The sequence below is a fragment of the Spirillospora sp. NPDC049024 genome, from assembly GCF_040649235.1.
In the GTDB taxonomy this organism is placed as follows: domain Bacteria; phylum Actinomycetota; class Actinomycetes; order Streptosporangiales; family Streptosporangiaceae; genus Spirillospora.
Map to the genome: position 1 here is coordinate 1 of NZ_JBEZFD010000027.1, position 23,484 is coordinate 23,484.

The 23,484-nt window shown below is 74.3% G+C and carries 17 protein-coding genes; 5 read left to right on the forward strand and 12 right to left on the reverse strand.

Features of this window, described 5'->3' with window-relative positions:
- Positions 1-109: 109 nt before the first annotated feature.
- The 5 genes from AB0C21_RS36380 to AB0C21_RS36400 all read right to left on the reverse strand — a co-directional run bounded on the left by AB0C21_RS36380 (position 110) and on the right by AB0C21_RS36400 (position 7,080).
- On the reverse strand, positions 110-889 hold the full coding sequence (locus AB0C21_RS36380; protein WP_500210479.1) for an SDR family NAD(P)-dependent oxidoreductase: 780 nt from the start codon (positions 887-889) through the stop codon (positions 110-112).
- Positions 890-969: 80 nt separating this feature from the next.
- Positions 970-2,385 carry a sigma-70 family RNA polymerase sigma factor gene (locus tag AB0C21_RS36385; protein ID WP_500210480.1) on the reverse strand — a complete coding sequence of 472 codons (1,416 nt, stop codon included), beginning with the start codon at positions 2,383-2,385 and terminating at the stop codon, positions 970-972.
- Positions 2,378-3,610, reverse strand: a complete 1,233-nt coding sequence (locus AB0C21_RS36390) for a PP2C family protein-serine/threonine phosphatase (RefSeq protein WP_500210481.1) — start codon at positions 3,608-3,610, stop codon at positions 2,378-2,380. The genes AB0C21_RS36385 and AB0C21_RS36390 overlap by 8 nt, the downstream gene beginning before the upstream one ends.
- A 9-nt stretch (positions 3,611-3,619) precedes the next feature.
- On the reverse strand, positions 3,620-4,720 hold the full coding sequence (locus AB0C21_RS36395) for an acetate/propionate family kinase (RefSeq protein ID WP_500210609.1): 1,101 nt from the start codon (positions 4,718-4,720) through the stop codon (positions 3,620-3,622).
- On the reverse strand, positions 4,720-7,080 hold the full coding sequence (locus AB0C21_RS36400) for a phosphoketolase family protein (protein ID WP_500210482.1): 2,361 nt from the start codon (positions 7,078-7,080) through the stop codon (positions 4,720-4,722). Before AB0C21_RS36400 ends, AB0C21_RS36395 begins: the two co-directional genes overlap by 1 nt.
- Before the next feature lie 492 nt (positions 7,081-7,572).
- Between AB0C21_RS36400 and AB0C21_RS36405 the strand changes: the two genes are divergently transcribed.
- Positions 7,573-8,898, forward strand: coding sequence for an amidase (locus AB0C21_RS36405; RefSeq protein ID WP_500210483.1), 1,326 nt, complete (start codon positions 7,573-7,575; stop codon positions 8,896-8,898).
- Between the two features lie 109 nt (positions 8,899-9,007).
- Here AB0C21_RS36405 and AB0C21_RS36410 read toward each other — a convergent pair whose 3' ends face one another.
- The 3 genes from AB0C21_RS36410 to AB0C21_RS36420 all read right to left on the reverse strand — a co-directional run bounded on the left by AB0C21_RS36410 (position 9,008) and on the right by AB0C21_RS36420 (position 13,746).
- A complete protein-coding gene (locus tag AB0C21_RS36410; protein ID WP_500210484.1) occupies positions 9,008-11,767 on the reverse strand; it encodes an AAA family ATPase in 2,760 nt (919 codons plus the stop codon).
- A 105-nt stretch (positions 11,768-11,872) separates the two neighbouring features.
- The gene (locus AB0C21_RS36415) at positions 11,873-12,778 is read right to left on the reverse strand and encodes a serine hydrolase (protein WP_500210485.1); all 906 of its coding nucleotides are present in this window, start codon (positions 12,776-12,778) and stop codon (positions 11,873-11,875) included.
- Positions 12,775-13,746, reverse strand: a complete 972-nt coding sequence (locus AB0C21_RS36420) for a LysR family transcriptional regulator (RefSeq protein ID WP_500210486.1) — start codon at positions 13,744-13,746, stop codon at positions 12,775-12,777. The genes AB0C21_RS36415 and AB0C21_RS36420 overlap by 4 nt, the downstream gene beginning before the upstream one ends.
- A 153-nt stretch (positions 13,747-13,899) precedes the next feature.
- Here AB0C21_RS36420 and AB0C21_RS36425 point away from each other — a divergent pair, with 153 nt between their 5' ends.
- Positions 13,900-15,549 carry a penicillin-binding transpeptidase domain-containing protein gene (locus AB0C21_RS36425; protein ID WP_500210487.1) on the forward strand — a complete coding sequence of 550 codons (1,650 nt, stop codon included), beginning with the start codon at positions 13,900-13,902 and terminating at the stop codon, positions 15,547-15,549.
- A 95-nt stretch (positions 15,550-15,644) separates the two neighbouring features.
- Here AB0C21_RS36425 and bla read toward each other — a convergent pair whose 3' ends face one another.
- The 3 genes from bla to AB0C21_RS36440 all read right to left on the reverse strand — a co-directional run bounded on the left by bla (position 15,645) and on the right by AB0C21_RS36440 (position 18,819).
- Positions 15,645-16,598, reverse strand: coding sequence for a class A beta-lactamase (bla, locus tag AB0C21_RS36430; protein WP_500210489.1), 954 nt, complete (start codon positions 16,596-16,598; stop codon positions 15,645-15,647).
- Between the two features lie 107 nt (positions 16,599-16,705).
- Positions 16,706-17,740, reverse strand: a complete 1,035-nt coding sequence (locus AB0C21_RS36435; protein ID WP_500210490.1) for a magnesium transporter CorA family protein — start codon at positions 17,738-17,740, stop codon at positions 16,706-16,708.
- Between the two features lie 65 nt (positions 17,741-17,805).
- On the reverse strand, positions 17,806-18,819 hold the full coding sequence (locus tag AB0C21_RS36440) for a LacI family DNA-binding transcriptional regulator (RefSeq protein ID WP_500210492.1): 1,014 nt from the start codon (positions 18,817-18,819) through the stop codon (positions 17,806-17,808).
- Between the two features lie 123 nt (positions 18,820-18,942).
- Here AB0C21_RS36440 and AB0C21_RS36445 point away from each other — a divergent pair, with 123 nt between their 5' ends.
- Positions 18,943-20,151 (forward strand): MFS transporter, encoded by a 1,209-nt coding sequence (locus AB0C21_RS36445; RefSeq protein ID WP_500210495.1) that lies wholly within the window; start codon positions 18,943-18,945, stop codon positions 20,149-20,151.
- Positions 20,152-20,167: 16 nt separating this feature from the next.
- On the opposite strand, the gene AB0C21_RS36450 is transcribed toward AB0C21_RS36445, so the two are convergent.
- Positions 20,168-22,006, reverse strand: coding sequence for a dolichyl-phosphate-mannose--protein mannosyltransferase (locus AB0C21_RS36450; RefSeq protein WP_500210497.1), 1,839 nt, complete (start codon positions 22,004-22,006; stop codon positions 20,168-20,170).
- 94 nt (positions 22,007-22,100) lie between these two features.
- On the opposite strand from AB0C21_RS36450, the gene rsmI reads away from it, so the two are divergent.
- A complete protein-coding gene (rsmI, locus tag AB0C21_RS36455) occupies positions 22,101-22,958 on the forward strand; it encodes a 16S rRNA (cytidine(1402)-2'-O)-methyltransferase (protein WP_500210498.1) in 858 nt (285 codons plus the stop codon).
- A 140-nt stretch (positions 22,959-23,098) separates the two neighbouring features.
- Positions 23,099-23,401, forward strand: a complete 303-nt coding sequence (locus tag AB0C21_RS36460) for a hypothetical protein (protein ID WP_149260990.1) — start codon at positions 23,099-23,101, stop codon at positions 23,399-23,401.
- Positions 23,402-23,484: the final 83 nt, after the last annotated feature.

The following is a 23,484-nucleotide window of genomic DNA, read 5'->3' on the forward strand; positions in this document are numbered from 1 at the left end:
CTGAAGATCGGCCCCAGGAAGGCCCTGATCCTGGCGTCCGCAGCGCTCTTCGTGATCGCCGCGGTGGGCGGCGGCGCGTTCCTGCCCTCCGCTGCGCTCCGGGCGCCCGTCAGTCGGTGAAGATGCCCGCCGTCGCGTTGACGAACGTCGCGGTGATCGCGGCGGCGCCGTCCGAGGCGAGGAAGGCGGCGGTGTCGGCGATCTGGGCGAGCGTGGGGGAGCGGCGCAGCATCCGCATCTCGGCCAGCCGCGTCAGCAGCCCCTCGAAGGCGGCCTCGTCCAGGTCGGCGCCGTGCAGGGCGAGCTTCTCCCGCGTCATCGTCTCGGGGAGCCCGGCCGTCCAGATCCCGACGACGCGGACGCCGCTCGGGCCGCACTCCTGCGCCAGGTTCCGGACGAGGGCGTCGATCGCGGCGTCCGCCGGGCCGGTGCCGCCCATCATCGGGCTGCCCTTGGCCGAGCCGCTGTTCAGCGCGAGGATCACGCCCGAGCCCTGCTCGGACATGTGCCGCGCGGCGGTCCGGGCGGTGAGGAAGTTCGCGGTGATGCCGGTGGTGACGGGGCGCAGGAAGTCCTCGGCCGGTACGGCGGTCAACGGGGTCCCGTGGACGTCGCCGCGCGAGACGAGGTTGAGCGACACGTCCAGGCTCCCGGCCTCCTCCACGACGCGGCGGGCGTGCTCCTCGACGGCCTTCTCGTCCAGCGCGTCCACCACGGCGACCTCGGCGCGGCCGCCCGCGGCGGCGATGCCGGCCGCGACCGCCTCCAGGCTCGCGCGGGTCCGGCCGGCCAGGTGGACGGTCGCGCCGTGCCGGGCGAACGTCCGGGCCACCGCGCCGCCGATCGCGCCGCCGCCGCCGTAGATGATCGCGTTCTTGTTCTCCAGCATGTCCTTGCTCCGTTCCTGTAGGGCGAACGGATGTTGAGACGTACCCCGGCGGAGAAATCATCGCGGGCCGGGCGGGAGGGTCAGGGCGCCAGGGTGAGCGGAAGGCCGAAGGCGGGGAACAGATGGGGCTCGAAGGAGGTGATCTCGGCGATCAGGCCTTCCTCCACGCGCAGGACGTCCAGCACCTGGGCGCGGTAGACGCTGGTGCCGGGGCGCTGGACGTAACCGGCGACCGCAAGCTGCCCGTTGGCGCGGGCCGGGAGGTGGCGCCAGCGGCCGATGTAGGCGGGGGAGGCGGGGTCGAACGTCTGCCGGAGCATGCCGATGATCGCTTCGCGGCCGCCGAACCAGAGCGGGTTGGGCGGCATGGTGATCCGCACGTCGTCGCGGAGCATGGCCGCCATCGCGGCGGTGTCGCCCTCCACGGCGGCCTTCATGTACCGCGCGAGCAGGTCCTTCTCCGCCTCGGACGGGTCGGCGCCGCGCGCCCACCGCTCGCGCCGCCGGGGGAGGTGCTCGCGCAGGGCGGGGCGGGCCCGCTGGAGGGCGCTGTTCACCGAGGCCAGGGTCATGTCGAGGGCGGTCGCGGTGTCGGCGGCGGGCCAGCCGAGGAAGTCCCGCATGATCAGCACGGCGCGCTGCCGGGGCGGCAGGTGCTGGATCGCGGCGAGGAACGCCAGCTCCATCGTCTCCGACGACTCGGCCGCCGCCTCGGGCTCCGCGTCCGGGAACGGCTGCAACCAGGGGAGGAACGGCGACGCCTCCACCCCGTCGGTGGGCGGGACCGGCGAGGGGCCGTAGCGCTGGGGACGGCGCTCGTCCCGGCGCAGGAAGTCCAGCGCCGTGTTCGTGGCGATCTTGTAGAGCCAGGCGCGGAGGCTGGAGCGCCCCGCGAAGCCGTCGCGGTTCTTCCACGCCTTGAGCAGCGTCTCCTGGACGAGGTCCTCGGAGTCGTCGTAGGAGCCGACCATCCGGTAGCAGTGCACCTGGAGTTCGTGCCGGTACCGCTCGACCAGCCCGGCGAAGGCCCACTCGTCGCCCTCCCGGAGGACCGCCGCCTCCTCCGACTCCGCCGCCTCGTCCGGTTCCGTCACGCCCGGTTGCGTTACGCCTGATTCCGTCACGGAGGCGTCCGTTACGGAATTCCGGGGTGCGGGGCCCGGCGCCGCGCTGGTTCGCGTCACGCGTTCCGGCGTTACGGTTCCCGCCGCGTCCCGGGCCACCCGGGCGATGCGGCGCAGCCGTCCGACCGAGGACGCCAGCGACTGAACGCCGGTGTAGAACGGCCCGGGCGCTTCGGGGGTGAGGCCGCGCACCTGGCGTTCGATGTCGGAGATCAGCTCGTGGACGGCCTCGCCCCCGGCCCGCCGCGTCCGGTACGCCTTCTGCCGGCACGCGGCCGAGCAGTACAGCGACGCGCGCCCCGGCCTCCCGGCCGCGGGCGGCATGGGCTTGCCGCAGGAGCGGCACGCACGGCCCGGCGCCGTGTCAGTCATCCCGGGGGTCCTGCGGGATGCGGCGCACGAGCAGGAGGGCGACGTCGTCCGGCGCCGCCTCGCGGCCGATCAGCGCCGACATCACCGCCGCGCCGACCGCCTCCGGCGGACCGGCGTGGACCGCCTGGCACAGCCGGGCGACGCCGTTGAGGATCGAGTCGTCCCGCCGCTCGATGAGGCCGTCGGTGTAGAAGCAGAGCAGGGCGCCCGGCGGGACGTCGATGGTCTTGGTCCGCCGGGGGATGTCCTCGCCCAGGCCGATCAGGACGTCGAACTTCATGTCGAGGGGCTCCGCCGGGCCGTCCGGCGGCGCGAGGACCGGGGGAGGGTGGCCGGCCGACGACAGCCGGATCCGGCCCCCGGTGCGGTCGGCGACCGCGTACAGCACGGTCGCCGTCGCCTCGGGCTCGAAGTGCAGCATCTTCCGGTTGAGCTTGCGCAGTACCTCGGCCGGGTCGTCGTTGTCGAGCGCGTACGCGCGCAGCGCGCTGCGCATCCGGCCCATGACGACGGCCGCCGGCAGCCCGTTGCCCGCCACGTCCCCGATCACGATGCCGATCTCCCCCGACGGGAGCATGAACACGTCGTACCAGTCCCCGCCGACGATCGCCTTGCCGGGACGGTAGCGGGCGGCCATCTCGAACCCGGGGACGTCCGGCGGCGCGGCCGGGATCAGGCTGCGCTGGAGCTCCAGCGCGCCGGCGTGTTCGGAGCGGCTGAGCACGGACTGCACCGCCTGCGCGGCGCGGGAGCCCGCGAGCTGGAGGAACTCGGTCTCCTCGGAGGTGAACCGGCGGGGGGCGAGCGTCCCGACGTGCATGACGCCGACCAGCCTCCCGGCGCCGACGAGCGGGACGCCCAGCAGCGACTGCAGGCCCCGCTCGACGAGCAGCGGGTTGAACACGTTCGCGCTCGGGACGTCCGGAATGTAGACCGGCCGGCGCTCGGCGGCGACGCGTCCCGCGAACCCCTCGCCGATCGGGACGTGGGCGGCCTGGGCGACCTCTTCCTCGATGCCCTTCGCGGCGGTCGCCACGAGGAAGCGCTCCTCGCGGTCCAGGAGCAGGACGACGGCGGTGTCCACGCCGAGGACGGCGCGGACGCGGTCGAGGAGGGTGTCGAGCAGTTCGTCCACGCCCATCTGGACGAACGCCTCGTCGGTGATCGCCTGGATGTTCGCCAGCCTGCGGTTCGCGCCCTCCGTAGCGCCCGCCGTCTTCTCCACCTTCACACCTTATGTACTAACCCGCTGGTCCTGACAGGAATCGTTCCCGAGGCACCTCCGGACACCGTCGGCGATCTCCAGGTCCTCGCGGGCCGCCACCACGAGCGTCCGGACGGCGGCGCCGTCCGCGGTGACGTCGGTGTCGCCGTCGGCGGCGGCGTTGCGGCCGGGGTCGACGGAGGTCCCGAGGTACGCGAGGTCCTCGGCCAGCCGCGCGCGGACCGCCGGATCGTGCTCGCCGATGCCGCCGGTGAAGACGAGCACGTCGAGCCCGCCGAGGGAGGCGGTCATCGCGGCGGCGCAGGCGCGGAGGCGGTGGTGGTAGACGTCGAGGCCGGCGAGGGCGGTCGCGTCGCCCTCGGCGGCCCGCTCGCGGACCCGGCGCATGTCGCCGGTGCCGGTCAGGCCGCGCAGCCCGGAGCTGCGTTCGAGCGCGTCGCCCACCTCCGCCGCCGGCACCCCGTGCTTGATCAGCCACAGCGGGATGCCGGGGTCGATGCTGCCCGCCCGGGACGCCATGACCAGCCCTTCGAGGGGCGTGAACCCCATCGTGGTGTCGACCGACCGGCCTCCGGCCACCGCGCACAGGGACGCGCCGGCCCCCAGGTGGCACACCACCATCCGCGGCGCGGCCGGGTCCGTGCCGAGCATCTCGGCGGCGCGCCGCACGGCGTAGGAGAACGACAGGCCGTGGAAGCCGTAGCGGCGCAGGCCGAACCGTTCGACCCACTCCCGAGGGAGCGCGTAGGCCGCGGCCGCGTCCGGCAGGGCGGCGTGGAACGCGGTGTCGAAGCACGCCACGGCCGGGACGTCCGGCAGCACGCCGGTGATCTCGTCCAGGGCGTGCAGGGAGGCGGGCTGGTGCAGCGGCGCGAGGTCGGCGAGCTCGCGGAGCCGCTCGGCGACCTTCCCGTCGACGCGCACCGGCTCGGTGAAGTCGGTACCGCCGTGGACGAACCGGACGCCGATGGCGTCCGGCCGGGGCATGTCCGCGACCAGCCCGGCCATCTCGTGGCCGCCGCCGGAGTCCTCGGCGAGGACCGTGTCGCCGGCGTCGAGCAGGCTCACCTTCAGGCTGCTCGACCCGGGGTTGACCGTCAGGACCCGCATCAGTAGGGCCACGTCCAGTCGCTGACCTCGGGTGCGTCCTCGCCGTGGTCGCGCGTGTAGGAGCGCAGGAAGAGGCGCTGGTCGGCCATCCGCTGCCGGATGTGGGCGACGCGGGCGCCGAGCTGCGGGACCCGGTCGATGACGTCCATGACGAGGTGGAACCGGTCCAGGTCGTTCAGCATGACCATGTCGAACGGCGTGGTCGTCGTCCCCTCCTCCTTGTAGCCGCGCACGTGCAGGTTGCCGTGGCCCGCGCGCCGGTAGGTGAGGCGGTGGATGAGGTACGGGTAGCCGTGGAAGGCGAAGATGACGGGCTTGTCCCTGGTGAACAGGGTGTCGTACTCGCGGTCCGACAGGCCGTGGGGGTGCTCGCTGTCCGGCTGGAGCCGCATCAGGTCGACGACGTTCACGACCCGGACGCGCAGTTCGGGGAACAGCTGCCGGAGCAGGTCGACGGCCGCGAGCGTCTCCAGCGTCGGGATGTCGCCCGCGCAGGCGAGCACCACGTCGGGGTCCTCGCCGCCGTCGGTGGAGGCCCACTCCCAGATGCCGATGCCGCGGGTGCAGTGCGCGATCGCGGCGTCCATCGGCAGCCAGTTCAGCGCGGGCTGCTTCCCGGCCACGATCACGTTGACGTAGTCGCGGGAGCGCAGGCAGTGGTCCCCGACCGACAGCAGCGTGTTCGCGTCCGGCGGCAGGTACACCCGGACGATCTCCGGCTTCTTGTTCAGCACGACGTCGAGGAAGCCGGGGTCCTGGTGGGTGAAGCCGTTGTGGTCCTGCCGCCACACGTGCGACGACAGCAGGTAGTTCAGCGACGCGATCGGCCGCCGCCACGGCAGGCCTCGGGTGACCTTCAGCCACTTCGCGTGCTGGTTGAACATCGCGTCGACGATGTGCACGAACGCCTCGTAGCTGTTGAACAGCCCGTGCCGCCCGGTGAGGAGGTAGCCCTCCAGCCAGCCCTGGCACAGGTGCTCGCTCAGCACCTCCATCACCTGGCCGGACGGCGCCTGGTGCTCGTCGGTCGGCAGCAGCTCGCCCTCGAAGACGCGGTCGGTGGCCTGGAACACGTCCCCGAGCCGGTTGGAGGCCGTCTCGTCCGCGCCCATGATCCGGAAGTTGTCCGGGTTGGCCCGCACGACGTCGCGCAGGAAGGTCCCGAGGCGCCGGGTGGGCTCGGTGGTGACGGTGCCGGGCTTGCCGACCTCCACGGCGTACTCGCGGAAGTCGGGCAGCGTCAGCGGCTTCAGCAGCAGCCCGCCGTTGGCGTGCGGGTTCGCGCTCATCCGCCGCCCGCCCTCGGGCGCGAGGGCCCGCAGCGCGGCGACCGGGCGGCCGTCCTCGTCGAACAGCTCCTCCGGGCGGTAGGAGCGCAGCCACTCCTCCAGCTGCGCGCGGTGCCCGGCGTCCTCGCACACGCCGGCGAGCGGCACCTGGTGGGCCCGCCAGGTGTTCTCGACCGGGAGGCCGTCCACCTCCTTCGGGCCCGTCCAGCCCTTGGGGGACCGCAGGACGATCATGGGCCAGCGGCGCCGCTCGGTCGCCCGCCCCTCGCGGGCGCCGCGCTGGATGTCGGCGATCTCGTCGAGGGCCTGGTCGAGGGCGGCGGCCATCTTGCGGTGCATCGACGCGGGCTCGTCCCCGCTCACCAGGATCGGCCGGTAGCCGTACCCGTCCAGCAGCTGGACGAGCTCCTCCTCGGGGATCCGGGCCAGCACCGTCGGGTTGGCGATCTTGTAGCCGTTGAGGTGCAGGATCGGCAGGACGGCGCCGTCGCGCACCGGGTCGAGGAACTTGGTGGAGTGCCAGCTCGCCGCCAGCGGGCCCGTCTCCGCCTCGCCGTCCCCGACGATGCACGCCACGACGAGGTCGGGGTTGTCGAACGCGGCGCCGAACGCGTGGGCGAGGGAGTAGCCGAGCTCGCCGCCCTCGTGGATGGAGCCGGGCGTCTCCGGCGCGACGTGGCTCGGGATGCCGCCGGGGAAGGAGAACTGCCGGAACAGCCGCCGCATGCCCGCCTCGTCCTGCGAGACCTCCGGGTACACCTCGCTGTAGGTGCCTTCGAGCCACGCGTTGGCGACGGCCGCCGGCCCGCCGTGCCCCGGGCCCATGACGTAGATCATGTCGAGGTCGCGCGCCTTGATCACGCGGTTGAGGTGCGCGTAGCAGAAGTTCAGCCCCGGCGTGGTGCCCCAGTGCCCGAGGAGCCGGGGCTTGAGGTCCTGCCGTTCGAGGGGCTCGCGGAGCAGCGGGTTGTCGAGGAGGTAGATCTGCCCGACCGACAGGTAGTTCGCCGCCCGCCAGTACGCGTTGATCGCTTGCAGTTCGTCATCGCTCAGGGTGAACGACTGGGTCATTGGCGCGTCCTCCGGGTGCTCGTGACCGCCCTGAGGACATCCCGTCCCCACGAACGGGGTTCTCAACCGTCATGGAGAGCCCATCAGCCCTTTGCCCGCGGGCCTAGGGCCGAACGTCCCGGAGGGCCGGAACGACAACGAGGCCACGGCGCTCGGCCGTGACCTCGTTCCCCCCACCTGGATGTGAACGTCGCCGGTTACAGGGGCGGCCTGCCGTGCGAGACGGCGCCCGGCCTCCGCCCCGCCCCCCAGCGAACCGGCGGGACCACTGGGTGCGACGAAGCCTGCCGCCTACTCGTGCGTAGGTGCGCGGTTCCCGGAGCGCGGTCGACAAGCGGCGGGCCGCCTGCGACGAGCGGTCGACAGTGAGTGATCAATTGGTGACGGAGTGCCCGATCGCGGACGCCGGCGGGGGCCGCCGGAGGGACCGGAGGGGCTGGTGCGGTCTGAGATGCTACGCAGATCGGTACAGGTAACCGGCAAGGAGGCGGAATGGGCGGGTTCTTCACCGGACGGACGCTGACCGGCATCGGGCGCGACCTGCGCTCGGGCCGGGAGTCGGCGCGGGGGCTGGTCGCCCGGGCGCTGGAGTCGGTCGACGAGGACCTGAACGCCTTCACGACCCTGGACGCCGAGGGCGCCGAGTCCGCCGCCCGCTGGGCCGACGAGGAGCTGGCGTCCGGCGTCGACCGGGGGCCGCTGCACGGCGTCCCGGTCGCGGTGAAGGACATCATCGACGTCGCCGGGCTGCCCACCGGGATGGGGTCCGGGCACTTCGCCGGGCACGTCGCGGAGACCGACGCGGCCTGCGTGAGGATGCTGCGGGACGCGGGCGCCGTGATCCTCGGCAAGACCGGGACGCAGGAGTTCGCGTTCGGCGGCAGCGGCGACGTGTCGGTGAACGGGGCGGTCCGCAACCCCCGCGACCGGGAGCGGATGTCCGGCGGGTCCAGCAGCGGCAGCGCCGTCGCGGTCGCCTCCGGCACGGTCCCGCTGGCCATCGGCACGGACACGGGCGGGTCGGTGCGCATCCCGTCCGCGTTCTGCGGGGTCGCCGGGTTCAAGCCGCCCTACGGCGTCATCCCGGCGGACGGCGTGTTCCCGCTCTCGCGCTCGCTCGACCACGTGGGCGTCCTCGCCGCCACGGCCGACGACTGCCGCATCGCCTACCACGCGCTGACCGGCCCGGCGGTGGCCGTCCCCTCCCTCGTGGACGGGCCGTCCGCGAGCGGCCCGGACGGGGGCGCGCCGTACGGGCGCGTCGCGTGGATCGAGCCGCCGGCGTGCGACCCCGAGGTGGAGCGGCGCGTCCGCGCCCTGTTCCCGGACGCGCCGTCCGAGCGGATCGACTTCGCCGGCCTCCGGCAGGTGTTCCTCGCGATCGAGTACAGCGAGGCGTACGACGTGCACGCCGAGCGCGTCGCCGAGGCGCCCGGCCTGTTCCAGCCGGCGACGCTCGGCCGCCTGGAGGAGGCGGGCCGGATGCCGGGCTGGCGGCTCGTCCGGGCGCTGCGCGAGCGGGACCGGTACGCCGAGGAGATCGCCGGGCTGCTGGACCGCTACGACCTGCTGGCCATGCCGACCATGCCGATCCCCGCGCCGCGGATCGGGGCCGCCGAGGTCGGGCTCGGTCCGCTCACCGCGCTCCTGGTCAGCCTCACCTCGCCGTGGAACGTGCTGGGCCTGCCCGCCCTGACCGTCCCCGCCGGGACCGTCCCGGCGGACGGCGGTGTCGAGCTGCCGGTCGGGGCGCAGCTCGTCACCCGCCGCGGCGGCGAGAGCCTGCTGTTCGCCGCCGCCGAGCACCTCGCGCCCTGACCCGGCCCGCGCCCAGGCCTGTCTCGAAGTGGCCTCGGCCACGCGCGCGAACGCGTGACCTGCCCGGTGGAGCGAAGCCGGAGGCGAGCGAAGTGGGCCGGGGCTCGGTCTACAGGTAGAGGCCGAAAAATTCTTCTGGGTGCTCCAGCAGCGGGGGGAGGTCGTCGGCGGTCAGGGTGACCAGCTCCTCCTTCGTGGGGAGCGCGGCCTGGTCGCCGGCCTTCTCCTTCCCCCCGGCGCCCTTCTTGGTCGCGGCCCCGTTCTTGGCCGCCGCGTCCTTCCTGAAGGAGACGGCGGCGGAGGCGACGCGGTCGGCCTGGTTCGCGACGGCCACGTCCAGCATGTTGCGCATCAGGCGGCCGTTGCCGAAGGACGGGCCGCGGGGCGCGCGGCGCAGCATCGTGCGCAGGACGTCCTCGGTGCCGGGGGCCAGCTCGAAGCCGTCGGCTGCGGCGAGCTGGCGGAACACGGTGATCAGCTCGTCGTCGGTGTAGTCGGGGAAGTGGATCTGCTTGGGGAAGCGGGAGTCCAGGCCGGGGTTGGCGGCGAGGAACTCGGCCATCTCCTGCTCGTAGCCCGCGACGATCACGACGAGGTCGTCGCGGTGGTCCTCCATCAGCTTGACCAGCTCGGCGATCGCCTCGTGCCCGTAGTCGCCCTTCAGCGGCGATTGCGTCAGCGTGTAGGCCTCGTCGATGAACAGGACGCCGCCGACCGCGCGCTCCACGAGCCGGCGCGTCCGGGGCGCGGTCTGCCCGATGTACTCGCCGACGAGGTGGGCGCGGGACGCCTCCACCAGGTGCCCGGACGACAGGACGCCGAGCCGCTTGTAGATGCGGCCGAGCAGCCGGGCCACCATCGTCTTGCCGGTGCCCGGGTTGCCGGTGAACACCATGTGCCGGGTCGGCGGGGTGATCCGCAGGCCGGACTCGCTGCGCAGCCGCGCCGCGTGGGTGCCCGCGACGAGCAGCGCGATCTCGTGCTTGACGGTCTCCAGGCCGGTGAGCTCGCGCAGCTCGGCCAGCGGGTTCCCGGCGGCCTGCGCGGTGTCGAGCGCGGCCGGGATGTCCTGCTTGCGGATGACCAGCTCGCCGCCCGGCGCACCCGGGTCGAGCTTGGCCCGCGCCGCGGCGACGACCTGCTCGGCGAGGTGCGAAGCCAGGCGGGCGTTGCGGAGCGTCTGCATCGGCGGGGTCGCGGCCAGCAGCGCGCCCGCCGCCTCGACGGCCGGGCGGGTGGCGCGGGCGCCGCGGGCGTCCAGCGCGCGGCGGAACAGCTCGGCGTGGCCCGCCGCCGTGAACGGCCGGGTGCGCGCGATCCGGAACCGCTGCGGCAGGACGGGGTTGATCTCGCGGATCCGCTCCTCGCCGCCGGCGTCGCACAGCGCCACCACGTTCAGGTCGGGGTGGACGGCGAGGAGCCGGTGCAGCTCGGCGGCCAGGGCCTCGCCGTTGCCGGGGTCGGCGACGATCCCGTCCAGGCCCTCGATGATGAGCAGCCGGTCGCCGGCGCAGTCGCGGGCGTCGGCGTGCAGCTTGGCGACGGCGTCCGACAGGCGCTGCCCGGCGAACAGGTTGTCGGTGACCCAGTGCGGGTCGCGGCCGAACGCGAGCGCCCTGCCGAGCTCCTCGGCGGCGTCGCGCTTGCCGGTGCCGTCCGGGCCGCTGATCAGCAGCCGGACGGGCGCGCTGCCGCGGGTCAGCTCGTCCAGCGCCGCGGTCACCTCCGGCTGCTCGACCAGCGTCGTGGCGATCTCCGAGCGCGCGGCGGGGGCCGCCGCACCGGCGCCGCCCGCGGCGGGGACGCTCTTCAGCGTCTCGGTGAGCGGGTTCACGACGCGGCGGCGCGGCGCGTACAGGCGGCGCAGGTCGGTCTGGAACTGGCCGACCGGGATCCACTCCGCCTTCGGGAACCACGGGTCGCCCGGCAGGCCCTGCACGATCGCGACGAACCGCATCGCCATGTCGAGCCAGCCGCGGCACGCGTCGGCGGCGCCCGCGACGAGCGCCCGGACGAGCCACGCCCGCGTCCGCTCCTGCCACGCGCCCGGCTTGAACCCGCGGCGCTCCGCGGTGAACCGCTGGAGCAGCTCGCCGTAGCGGTCCTCGCCGAGCGCGACCGCGAGCTCGGCGGGGACGTGGTCCATGCTGCCCTGCAGGAGCAGCTGGACCAGGTGGACCTCGATGCCCTCCTCGCGCGGAGCCGCCTCGACCAGGTGCTCGTAGGACGCGGTCAGCCCGGCGCAGACCCACTCCAGGTAGCCGACCGGGCCGAGCAGCTCGGGCACCGCCGCGACGATGTCGTCCCCGGCGTGCGCGTGCCAGTGCTCTCGCAGCTCCATCTTGGGCAGGTTCACGTCGCAGACCGGCGGGTCGTCGTAGAGGCGCAGCAGCGCCTTGCGCCGCTCCTCCAGCGGCTCGATGCCCTCCAGCACCGACAGGCAGTCGCGGGCCAGCTCGATCGCCAGGGCCCGGTCGGGCGCCTCGATGAGCCAGTCGACCGGCGGGCGCCACCGGCCGCCGGGCGCGTCCCAGCGGGTCATGCGGTCGCTGAGCGGGCCCGGGTTCACCAGGTGGCGGTGCAGCAGCCGCTCGGGGAGCTGCGACCAGGAACCCGCCTTGATCGCGCCGCCGCCCGGCAGGAACGCCAGCATGCCGAAGATCTCCGCGGTGACGAGCGACGCCGGCAGCGTCAGCAGCTTGTGCTCGTCGGTGGTCAGCTCCACGGCCCGCGGGTCGGCCGCCAGCCCGTCGATCCGGGCCGAGATCTCCTCGAACAGCCCGTCCGGGACGCGCCACGGGCCGTGCGAGTAGACGTCGAGCACCGGCTCGTCGGTGAGCAGTAGCTCCAGATGCTCCGGCAGCCGCAACGAACACTCCCCAATACCGTCCAAAACAGGGGTACAGCTTATGTTTCCAGAGCGGGTGCCGTGGCGTCCGTGTCCCACCGCACACTCAAGGGTCCCACCGCACGCTCAAGGCCGGCGGAGCGACTCCACGGCGATCCGGGCGGCGGTTCCGATGACCGCGTCGGCCTCCGGGAGGACGGCGACGGGCAGCGTCGACCTGGTGAACACCGCCACCGCGTAGCGCGCCCCGTCGGGGTACTCGACCGCGCCCACCTCGTTGCGGAGGGTCGGCAGCGTGCCGGTCTTGCCGCTGACGACGACGTCGTCGTAGGGGAACCCCGACGACAGGCGGTGCGGCCAGACCTGGAGGCCGAGCAGGCGCCGCATCGCCGCCGACCCGGCGGGCGGGGCCGCCTCGTCCCGCCAGATCATCGACAGCAGCCGGGTCATGTCGCGGGGCGTGCTGCGGCTCGTGCGGAGCGGGTCGAGGGCGCGCAGCCGGCCCTGGAGTCCCGGCTCGTCCAGCCTCGCCCACACCTCGGCGACGCTGTCCGCCCCGGCGTCGGCGAGCAGCGTCTCGTGCAGCTCGCGGCCGTTGCCCAGGATGACGGTCCGGCGGAGCCCGAGGTCGGCGGCCGTCGCGTTGACGGCGTCCAGGCCGACCCGCTCCATCACGACGTCGGCGGCGGCGTTGTCGCTGACGGTGATCATCAGGCAGGTGAGGTCGCGCAGCGACATGCGGACCTCGTCCAGCAGCGCCGACACCCCGGTCGGCCCGGCCGTGCGGTCGTCGGGGCGCAGCACCACCTGCTCGGTCGGGTCGAGGACGCCGTCGGCGGCCTGCCGGTGGAACGCGACGAGCAGCGGCACCTTGAACACCGACGCGAGCACCACCGGCTCGTCGGCGCCGACCGCGACCTCCCGGCCGGTGTCCATGTCGACGACGTGCAGGAAGCCGGTCACCCCGGCGGACCGGAACGCCGTCTCGATCCGCTCGGCCGCCTCCGCGCTCCTGACGGGGGCCCCGCTCATGCCAGGAACCCCGAGGAGGGGCGCGGGACGACCCGGCGGGCGGGCGGCCGGTCGAGGGGCGCCATGCCGGCCTCGTCGCGCAGGACCGCGGTCGCGACGGCGGTGAAGTCGGCGATGGCGCGGGCGTGCTCGGGGTCGCGGGCCCGCCGCCAGGCGCACGACGTCCGCCAGGCGAGCGGCTCGCCCGCCAGCGGCCGCCACGCCGCCCCGGCGGTGTCGTCGGTGCGCGGGACGAGCGCCACGGCCGTCCCGGCGAGGACGAGCCCCAGCGCGAACCCCGGATGCCGCGCCTCGTGCACGGCAGCGGGCGCGTACCCGTGCCGCCGGCAGCCCGCGAGAAGCTCGTCGTGCGCGCCCGGCGCCTCCTCGCGCGGCGGGACGACGACCTCGCGGGTGTTGAGGTCGGCCAGGTGCACCTCGGGGGGCGCGCCCGGCTCGGCGGCGCCGTCGCCGGCGGGCAGCAGCACGCCGAGCGGCTGCGCCAGCATCGGGCCGAGGTCCAGCCCGCGGGTGTCGCACGGGTGCCGCACCACCCCGGCGTCCAGCGCGCCCTCGGCGAGCGCGCGGATCTGGTCGTCGGTGCCCGTCTCGCGCAGGTCGAGCCGCAGGTCCGGGCGGCGCTCCCGGAACGCGGCGATCAACGCGGCGACGACCCGGCCGCCGAGGTCGCTCGGCAGGGCCGCGCGCACCGTCCCGACCTCGCCCAGCCGGGCCCGCTCGGCGACGGAGTAGATGCGGTCCACGCGGGTGAGGATGTCACGTGCCTCCTCCAGCAGCAGGCCGCCCGGCGGGGTGAGCCGCACCCGCCGGCTGGACCGGTCGAACAACCGCACGCCGAGCTCCTTCTCCAGCCGCTGGATACGCTGGCTCAGCGGCGGCTGCGCCATGCCGAGGCGCTCGGCCGCGCGGCCGAAGTGCAGTTCTTCGGCGACGACGACGAAGCACCGCAGATGCCCGACCAGGTTCACGAGCAGCGATGATATCAATTCGGATATTCATCCGGAGCGATATCAATCTTGGACTTTTCGGGCAGAGCCTGGTCTCCTTGTGCCCCCACCGGTCCGCCCGCCCCGTCAGCGGGCCCCCGGCCGGTGGACCGATCAGGGGGAAGGAGTTGGACGATGCGCCGATCCCGTGTGCTCGCCGTCGCCGCGGTCGCGGTGGCGGTCGTGATCGTGGGGGCGGGGGCGGTGTGGTTCCTGCGCGACGGTGACGACCCGAGGGACACCGCCGAGCGCTATCTCGCGGCGTGGAGCGGCGGCGACTTCGCCGCGATGAAGGCGCTGACCGACCGCCCGCCCGCCGACTTCGAGGCGCGCCTCAAGCGGATGCGGGACGACCTCGGCGCCGTCAGGCAGCGCTACACGGTCGCCTCCGTGGGGCGTCCCAAGAACGACGCGGTGGGCGGGTCCTACGGCGCCGAGGTGACGCTGGCCGGCGACCGGAAGTGGAAGTACACCGGGTCGCTGCCGATGGTGAAGACGGACGGCGAGTGGCGCGTGCGCTGGTCGCCGCAGGTCGTGTACCCGGAGCTCAAGGAGGGGCAGCGGCTGCGCGCGTCCCGCGCCTGGCCGGACCGCGCCGCCGTCCTCGCGGCGGACGGCAGCGACCTCGCCTCCTCGCCGTCCGGGTCCGCCCGGCAGCTCGCCGGGCAGGTCGGCCCCGTGTCCGCCGAGGCCGCGGGCAAGCTCGGCGCTCCCTACCGCAAGGGCGACCCGGCCGGTGTGGACGGCCTGCAGAAGCAGTACGAGCACCGCCTCTCCGGCAAGCCCGCGCTCGCCGTGCAGATCGTGGACGCCAAGGACGTCCCGGTGAAGACCCTGGAGCGGTTCGGCGGCGCCGAGGGCGAGCCGGTGAAGACGACCATCGACCCGAAGACGCAGGCCGCCGCAGGGCAGGCCGTCTCGACCGCGAGCAAGCCCGCGTCGATGGTGGCGCTGCGCCCCTCCACCGGCGAGATCCTCGCCGTGGCGAACCAGCCCGGCGGCTACAACCGCGCGCTGATGGGCCGGTACCCGCCCGGCTCGACGTTCAAGGTCGTCACGGCCGCCGCGCTCGTCGCGGGCGGCATGTCCCCGGCGACGAAGGTGGGGTGCCCGGCGACCACCACGGTCGGCGGCAGGTCGTTCCACAACTACAAGCACGAGGACTTCGGGTCGGTCCCGCTCCGGGAGGCCTTCGCGCACTCCTGCAACACCACGTTCGCGCGCCTCGCCGTGGACAAGCTGGGCGAGAAGCGGCTCGCCCAGGTCGCGGCCCAGTTCGGGTTCAACGCCCCGGTCATCGCGGGGCTCCCCGCCGTGCGCGCCGCGTTCCCGGACACCAAGGACGACACCGCGTTCGCCGCCGCGTCGTTCGGGCAGGGCCAGGTGCTGACCAGCCCGCTCAACATGGCGAGCGTCGCCGCCGCGGCGGCCGACGGCACCTGGCGCTCGCCCCGCCTGGTCGGCGCCTCCCTCGCCGCGCAGGCGGCCGACGCCGGGGGCCGCAAGCCCGAGCCGCCGAAGCGGCTGGAGCCCGCCGTGGAGAAGGCCCTGCACGCCCTCATGCCGGCCGTCGTCAGCGAGGGCACCGCGTCCGGCGTCGGCTTCCCGGCCGGTACCGCCGGCAAGACCGGCACCGCGGAGTTCGGCGAGGGGGACGACCCGCCGACCCACGCCTGGTTCATCGGCTACCGCGGGGACGTCGCCTTCGCCGTGATCGTCGAGGGCGGCGGCACCGGCGCCGAGGCCGCCGCTCCGATCGCCGCGAAGTTCCTCCGGGCGCTCTAGCCCGCGGCGGTCCGCGACGCGCGTCGCCCCTGGCACCGGACGCCTGGACGTCCGGTACCAGGGGCGATCGCCTTCGGAGCGCTTCCGGGAAGCGCTCAGCGGAGGGCGTTGGCGAGGATGCGCGCCGTCTGGGCGACGGCCTGGTCGTCGGCCGCCGCGTCGGGCGCGAACCGGTTCGTGGTGATCACGATGACCAGCGGGGCGCCGGACGGCGGCCAGGCGATCGCGATGTCGTTGGCGGTGCCGTAGGTGCCGCCGGTGCCGGTCTTGTCGCCGACCGTCCAGTTGTTCGGGAGCCCCGCGCGGATGCGCTTGTCCCCGGTGACGGTCGCCTTCATCCAGTCGATGAGCCGCCTGCGATCGGCCGGCACGAGCGCGCCGCCGGTGGTGAGCGCCCGCAGGTTCCCCGCCCACGGGCGCGGCGCGGTGGTGTCGCGCACCTCGCCGGGCTTCCAGATGTTGAGGTCGGTCTCCCAGCGGTCGCTGCGGCTGACCGTGTCGCCGAGCGAGCGGAAGAACGCGGTGAGGCCCGCGGGCCCGCCGATCTGCTTGAGCACCAGGTTCCCGGCGGTGTTGTCGCTCTGGGTGATGGCGGCGTGGCACAGGTCGGCGACGGTCATGCCGGTGTCCACGTGCTTCTCGGTGACGGGGGAGTACTCGACCAGGTCGTCCTTCGTGTAGCGGATCACCCGGTCGAGCAGGCCGGGGTCGGACTGCCGGGCCTTGCGCAGCACCGCGCCGCACGCCATCGCCTTGAACGTCGAGGCGAACGGGAAGCGCTCGTCCGGCCGGTGGGCCACGGCGCGCCCGGTGCCGGTGTCGATCGCGAAGGCGCCGATGCGCGCGTGGTGCGTCGCCTCGAGGCGGCCGATCTGCCGGGTGACCCTCGCCTGCGCGGAATCGACGGCGATCGTGGACGTGGCGCTGCGCGGCGCCGCGGTCCGCGCGTCCGGCTCCGTGCCGGAACCGCAGCCGGCGAGGCCGGCGATCGTCGTCAGGGCGAGAGCGGCGGCGCCGAGCCGCCGGTGTCGGGTGCTGTGGGTCGTCATGCGGGAGAGAAGACCAGAGCCGCGAACGTCATGTCCAATATTGATATGGCGCGGGATCCGATATGCGAACGCATATGATGCGGCCCTGACCTGGCCGGACCCGGCGGTCAGAGCCAGTCGCGGACCTTGAAGATCACATAGAGGGCGAGGCTGCAGACGACGACGATGACCGTGCTGGCGACGAACCCGGAGTAGTGGCCGAACCCGGGATAGGGGACGTTCTGCCCGTAGAACCCGGTGACGGCGGTCGGCACCGCGATGATCGCCGCCCAGCTGGTGACCTTCTTCATCACCTCGTTCATCCGGTTGCCCTGCAGCGCCAGCCGCGTCTCCAGCAGGTCGGCGACGAGGTCGCGCAGGGCGTCCGTCCACTCCCCGACGCGCAGGGTGTGGTCGTAGACGTCCTGGAAGTAGGGGACGAGCGGCGCGGGGACGATCCGCGGGTCGCGGCGGAGCAGCGTGTTCAGCACCTCCCGCATCGGCAGCGCGATCCGCCGCAGCGCGGCCAGGTTCTTGCGCAGCCGGTAGCTGCGCCGCTGGATCTCCTTGACCGGGAACGCGTCGTCGAAGACCAGGTCCTCGACCGCGTCGGCCTCGTCGTCCAGCGCCTGGACGGCCGCCAGTTGCAGGTCGACCACCAGGTCCAGGAGCCCGTAGAGCAGGAAGGCCGCGTTCGGCTCGCCGAGCCCGGCGTCCGGGCTCTGGTCCCAGCGCCGGATGAGCGCGTCCACGTCGAACCCGCAGTCCTGCCGGACCGTGACGAAGGCGCGCTCGCTGATGAACGCCGACACCTCGTGCATCGCCAGCTCGCCGTCGGTCACCACCGGAACGTAGACGTTGAGGAACGCGTACCCCCGGTAGCGGTCGAGCTTCGCCCGCTCGTGCCGGGACACCGCGTCCTCGACGGCCACGGGATCGAGGCCGAGTTCGTCGCTGACCACGTGCAGGTCCTCGCGCCCCGGCGCGCACAGGTCGAGCCACACGACGACGTCCGGGCGCTCCAGGTAGTCGCTGAGCTCCGCGACGGGGAACCCCTCCGCCTCGATGCGGCCGTCGCGCCAGGCCCGCGTCCGCGGCGGCGCCGAGCCGATCCGGTCGTCCGGATGCGCGTCGATGTCGATCTCAGACGGATGGGATTCCATGGGCGGCGTTATACCCCTCTTTTCGAAAACATGATGGTCCGGTGGGCTTGCGGGCCCCGGACCGGTCAGCGGGGGCGCGGCGGCGCCGTCGACCCGCGGACGACGAGTTCGCCGGGCAGGACGAGGGGCGCCGGGGCGCGGCCGTCGAGGAGGGCGAGCAGCGCCGCCATGCCCTGGGCGCCCAGTTCCTCGGCGGGCAGCCGGACGGTGGTCAGCTCGGGCTCCAGCGCCGTCGCCAGCAGCACGTCGTCGAACCCGGTGACCGACACGTCGGTCGGGACGTCCAGTCCCAGCGCGCGCGCCGCCTTGTACGCGCCCGCCGCGATCAGGTCGTCGTCGCAGACGAGCGCGGTCGGCGGGTCGGGGGCGGTGAGCAGCCGGGTGGCGGCGCCCTTGGCCGAGGCGACGTCGATCGCGCAGGCGGACCGGGTCAGCACCCCGCCCGGCAGGCCCGCGACGGCGCCGGCGAGGGCGTCCGCGCGGGCGTGGAACGTCCACTGGTCCACGGCGGCGGCGACATGCCCGATCCGGCGGTGGCCGAGGGCCGCGAGGTGCGCCGCGATCTCCCGCATCCCGTCGGCCACGCCGAAGTCGACCGTGGGGACGGGGGCGCCGGGCCGCCCGGCCGGGCCGCTGTCCAGCATCACCGCGGGCGTCCCGCGGAACCGGCCGAGCGCCTCCACGGCCATCGAGCTGGCGAGGATGCCGTCGATCGCCTCGTCCGGTGCCGCGAACGGGCTGTCGGCGGGGCCCGCGGCGTCGTCCGGCCAGGTCGAGACCACGACGCCGAAGCCGTGCCGGGACGCGACCCGCGCCGCGCCGGTGTAGACGGGGCCGAAGAACGGCGCGGTCAGGGTCGGCACCATCAGCAGGACGGTCCGGGTCGTGCCGAGCCGCAGATTCCGGGCCGCCTGGTTGGGCCGGTAGCCGAGCCGCTCGGCGGCGCTCCGCACGCTGCGCGCGGTCGCGGGGGAGACGCGCCCGCTCCACTTGCCGCCCAGCACGAGCGAGACCGTGGACTGCGAGACCCCGGCCTCCTGAGCCACGTCCTTGCTGGTGGGACGGCTGATCGCCGGCACCTGCGCCTCCCTGGCGGATCGGTCGGACGAAATCAGACTAGAACGGGACGACCCGGAGGTGGTACGTATGACGGGGGTAATACGTATGACTCGGCAAGCAGGACGGGATCTCGGGGGCCATCGATGCGCGGCTATGTCGTCTTCCTGCGGAGGCCGTACGCGGGACGCCTGCTCGGCGGCACCCTCCTCGGACGGCTCCCCAACGGGATGGGCATCCTCGCCGTCGTCCTGCACGTCCGCGCCGACGACGGCGGCTACCCGCTCGCCGGGACCCTCGCCGCGATCCTCGGGCTCGCCACCGCCGCCGGGCAGCCCGTCCTCGGCCGCGCCATGGACCGGTTCGGCCAGCCGCGCGTCCTGCTGCCCGCCGCCTGCGCCTCCGCGGCCGGTTTCGCCCTGCTCGCCGCGGTCGGCGCGGACCCGCTCCCGGTGGCCGTCGCCGCCGTCTTCGCCGCCGGGTTCGCCACCCCGCCCCTCGAAGCCGGGCTCCGCGCGCTGTGGCCCGACGTCCTGGACGGCCCCGAGCAGGTCGACGCCGCCTACGCGCTCGACGCCGCCGCCCAGGAGCTGCTGTTCACCGCCGGGCCGCTGCTCGTCGTCGCCGCGGCCGTCGTGAACACCGAGACCGCGCTGCTGCTCACCGGCGCGCTCGGCATCGCCGGAACGCTCGTCGTCGCGCTGTCGGGGCCGTCGCGCAGGTGGCGGGGCGCGCCGCGCGCCTCCGACTGGGCCGGGCCGCTGCGGTCCCCGGGCCTGCGGGTCCTGCTGCTGTCGCTCGGCTGCGCCGGGATCGCGCTCGGCGTCTACTCCGTCGCCGTCGTCGCCTACGCCGAGGACCAGGGCAGCGACCTCGCCTCCGGGCTGCTGCTGGCGTGCATGGCGGGCGGCGCCCTCGCCGGCGGGATCGCCTACGGCGCCCGCTCGTGGGCGGGCGCGCCGCACCGGCGGCTGCCCTGGCTGCTGGCCGCGCTCGCCGCCGGATACCTCCCGCTCGTCCTCGCGCCGGGCCTGCCCCTCATGTCGGTGCTCGCCTTCGCCTCCGGCGTCTTCCTCGCGCCCGTGCTCGCGTGCAGCTTCACGCTCGTCGACCGGCTCGCCCCGGCCGGGACCGTCACCGAGGCGTTCGCGTGGATCGTCGCGGCGATCGGCGCGGGCAGCTCCGTCGGCTCGTTCGTCTCGGGCGTCGGGCAGGACGCCGCGGGCGTCCCCGGAGCGTTCGCGGGCGCCGGGGCCGGGGGCGTCCTGGCCCTGGCCGTGTGCCTGCTCGGCGCGCGGACGCTGCGCCCCGCCGTGCGCCCCGCCGTCCCCGTGGACGCCGCCGCCGGGCTCTAGCGGCCCCGGCCGCGCGTCAGACCCAGGACTGGAACCAGATCCGCTCGTGCCAGTCCTCGTAGGGGATCGTCTGCGCGGACAGGATCGGATGGAAGTACGCGAAGTTGGCCAGCACCACCAGCATGAACGCCCCCGCCGCGGCGGCGCCGATCAGCCGCCTGACCCCGGCGGTCTGGACGGGCGCCGGCGGCGCGTGCGCCCCGTGCTCGCCGTACGGGTGCTCGCCGTACGGGTGCTCGCCGTACCCGTGGTCGTCGTACGGCTGCTCGTCATGGGGCGCGTGCTCGCCGTACCGGCCCTGCTCGCCGTACGGCGCGAGGGCCGGATCCTGGTCGGCCGGGGAGTCCCAGGGCAGGCCGGGAGGACCTTCGGGCATGGCCCCTTGGGGAGCGGCGGCTCCGCCGTTCTCGCCGGGACGTGCCGCGTGCGCGCCCGCCGCCCAGCCGGGCGCGGGTCCGATCAGGTAGCCGAGCACGAGGACGACCGCCAGCACCATGAACGGGATCAGCGGCGTCGCGTAGAACAGGAACATCGTGCGGTCGGCGAACGCCGACGGGAACCAGGTCAGCCAGCCCGCGAGGAAGCCGAGCAGGATCGCCCCGGCCCGCCAGTCCCGCAGGATCAGCCAGATGAACGCGACCACGATCAGCGCGACCAGCGCGCCCCACCACAGGGCGGGCGTGCCGATCCCGAGGATCTCGCGCGAGCAGCGGGACGCGCCGCCGCACGCGCCCTTGGGCTCGGTGTAGAAGAACGCGACCGGGCGGCGCAGGATCGGCCAGTCCCACGGCCACGACTGGTAGGGGTGCTTGGCGTCGAGCCCGGTGTGGAAGCCGAGCATCTCCGCGTGGTAGTGCCACAGCTTCGGCATAGCCTCGAACGGCCGCCACAGCGGGTTGCCCGACGCCGTGCCGCGCCCCCAGCCGCCCGGCTTGAAGATCCACCCCCACCAGGTCGCCAGGTAGGTGACGAGCCCCACCACGACCATCTGCACGAACGCCGGGACGGCCTCCAGCAGCATCGTCCCCTGCAGCGGGGCCCGCACCCCGGCGGCGCGGCGGGCGCCGTAGTCCCACAGGACGGTCATCAGCCCGAACGCGGCGACGTAGAAGATCCCCGTCCACTTGGTGGCGCAGGCGAGGCCGAGGCAGACGCCCGCCCCCCACCGCCAGCCGTGCGCGAGGAACGGCCCGTACACCGAGGTCTCGCCGGCCTCGATCCGGTCGGCGAGGGCGCGGCGGGAGCGGTCCCGGTCGTTCACCAGGCAGGCGAACCCGGCGAGGACCCAGAACATCACGAAGACGTCCAGCAGCGCGGCCCGGCTGGTCACGAACGCCAGGCCGTCCAGCGCCAGCAGCAGCCCGGCGGCGCAGCCGAGCAGCGTCGAGCCGGTCATCCGGCGCGCCACCCGGCACAGGATCAGCACCGACAGCGTCCCGACCAGGGCGGGCACGAACCGCCACCCGAAGGGGGTCGCGCCGAACATCGCCTCGCCGATCGCGATCATCCACTTGCCGAACGGCGGATGCGCGACGAACGCGGGACCGCTGCCCCAGATGTGCGCGTCCGGGTCGGCGATGAGCATCTTGTCGGCGTTCTCGACGGTGTTGTGCTCCCAGCCGAACTTCAGCAGGGCGAGCGCGTCCTTGGCGTAGTAGGTCTCGTCGAAGACCACCGCCTTCGGCGTGCCCAGCCGGTCGAACCGGAGGTACGCCGCGAGCGCCGTCACCAGCAGCGGGCCCAGCCAGGACAGCAGCGGGCTGCCCGGGATCGCGGGCGTGAGCCATTCCCGCAGCGGAGGGGGCCTGCGCCGGGAGGCCGTGGCCGGGACCGAAGCCAGATCCGTCGTCGCCATCCCGCGAGTTTATTTGCACTCGCCGCCTCCTTCAGGACCTCGGGGCGCCCCCTGGGACAATGGGCCCCGTGACCGGACCGGGATGGAGGCCGCGATGGAGGCCGTGACAGGGGCCGTGACGGGGACGCTGCGGCTCGCCGCGGCGCCGATCGGGAGGCCCGAGGACGCCTCGGCCCGGCTGCGGGCCGCGCTCGCGGAGGCGCCGGTCATCGCGGCGGAGGACACGCGGCGGCTGCGGCGGCTGGCGGGCGACCTCGGCGTCGAACTCGCCGCGCGCGTCGTGTCCTACAACGACCTGAACGAGCGGGAGCGGGCGGCGGGCCTCGTCGAGGACCTGCTCGCCGGACGGGACGTCCTGGTCATCACCGACGCCGGGATGCCGGGCGTGTCGGACCCGGGGTACCGGCTCGTCCGCGCCGCCGTCGCCGAGGGCGTTCCGGTCACGGTGCTGCCCGGGCCGTCCGCGGTCACGACCGCGCTGGCGGTGTCGGGGCTGCCCTCCGACCGGTTCTGCTTCGAGGGGTTCCCGCCGCGCAAGCCGGGCGAGCGGGCCCGGCGGCTGGAGGCGCTCGCGGGCGAGCCCCGCACGATGGTGTTCTTCGAGTCGCCGCGCCGGCTGCCGGTGACCCTCGCGGCGATGGCGGAGGCGTTCGGCGCGGACCGTCCCGCCGCGGTCTGCCGCGAGCTGACCAAGACCTACGAGGAGGTCCGGCGGGGGACGCTCGGCGAGCTGGCCGCGTGGGCGAAGGACGGCGTCCTCGGCGAGATCACCCTGGTGGTCGGGGGCGCTCCCGAGCCGCGCGGGCTGTCGGACCCCGCGGAGCTGGCGGCGGCGGTCGCCGCGCGCGAGGCGGCCGGGACGCCCCGCAAGCAGGCCATCGCCGAGGTCGCCCGGGAGAACGGCGCGCAGAAGCGCCTCGTCTACGACGCCGTCGTCAAGGCAAGGAAATAGTCACCGCCCCCAGAGCGATGCAAACGGGGTCCTCGCGGGCATAACTGAGCCGGTGGCCTCCGGCCGGGGCATCCGAGGGAAGCAGACCAGAGGCGCCGCGGTCAGATGCGTACGGAACGGTCTGCGAGGGGGTGAGTGCCGTGCACGAGGCATGGACGAACCACGAGGTTTGGGGCTTCGAGTGCCTGAGCTGTGCGGGGTCCTGGGACGAGGAGTTCCGGGTCCGGCACTCCGGCGACGGGCACGGCAACGAGGCCGTCGTCTACGAGCGCCACGGCCAGCCCTGCACGACGCCCTGGGTCAACCGGTGCTGCCCGACCTGCGGCAGCGAGAACGTCAAGGCGCTGTCCGCGACGCACGGCAGGCGGGAGGACCCGCCGATGGCCCGCAGCGTCAGCGACGTGGCGATGGTCTTCCACCTCCGCCGGATGCACGCCTGGTAGCCGCCCGGCACCGCCCCTGCCCGCCGTGTGTCCGCCGTCAGGTCGTGATTTCCGCCCTCAGGCGGTGGATCCGCCGTCAGGCG

What these genes read in the sequence shown, in the direction of transcription:
- AB0C21_RS36380 (WP_500210479.1), bottom strand. Translation starts at nt 889, where the DNA reads ATGCTGGAGAACAAGAACGCGATCATCTACGGCGGCGGCGGCGCGATC.
- AB0C21_RS36405 (WP_500210483.1), top strand. Translation starts at nt 7,573, where the DNA reads ATGGGCGGGTTCTTCACCGGACGGACGCTGACCGGCATCGGGCGCGAC.
- bla (WP_500210489.1), bottom strand. Translation starts at nt 16,598, where the DNA reads ATGACGACCCACAGCACCCGACACCGGCGGCTCGGCGCCGCCGCTCTC.
- AB0C21_RS36425 (WP_500210487.1), top strand. Translation starts at nt 13,900, where the DNA reads ATGCGCCGATCCCGTGTGCTCGCCGTCGCCGCGGTCGCGGTGGCGGTC.
- AB0C21_RS36435 (WP_500210490.1), bottom strand. Translation starts at nt 17,740, where the DNA reads ATGGAATCCCATCCGTCTGAGATCGACATCGACGCGCATCCGGACGAC.
- AB0C21_RS36385 (WP_500210480.1), bottom strand. Translation starts at nt 2,385, where the DNA reads ATGACTGACACGGCGCCGGGCCGTGCGTGCCGCTCCTGCGGCAAGCCC.
- rsmI (WP_500210498.1), top strand. Translation starts at nt 22,101, where the DNA reads ATGGAGGCCGTGACAGGGGCCGTGACGGGGACGCTGCGGCTCGCCGCG.
- AB0C21_RS36450 (WP_500210497.1), bottom strand. Translation starts at nt 22,006, where the DNA reads ATGGCGACGACGGATCTGGCTTCGGTCCCGGCCACGGCCTCCCGGCGC.
- AB0C21_RS36395 (WP_500210609.1), bottom strand. Translation starts at nt 4,720, where the DNA reads ATGCGGGTCCTGACGGTCAACCCCGGGTCGAGCAGCCTGAAGGTGAGC.
- AB0C21_RS36400 (WP_500210482.1), bottom strand. Translation starts at nt 7,080, where the DNA reads ATGACCCAGTCGTTCACCCTGAGCGATGACGAACTGCAAGCGATCAAC.
- AB0C21_RS36445 (WP_500210495.1), top strand. Translation starts at nt 18,943, where the DNA reads ATGCGCGGCTATGTCGTCTTCCTGCGGAGGCCGTACGCGGGACGCCTG.
- AB0C21_RS36415 (WP_500210485.1), bottom strand. Translation starts at nt 12,778, where the DNA reads ATGAGCGGGGCCCCCGTCAGGAGCGCGGAGGCGGCCGAGCGGATCGAG.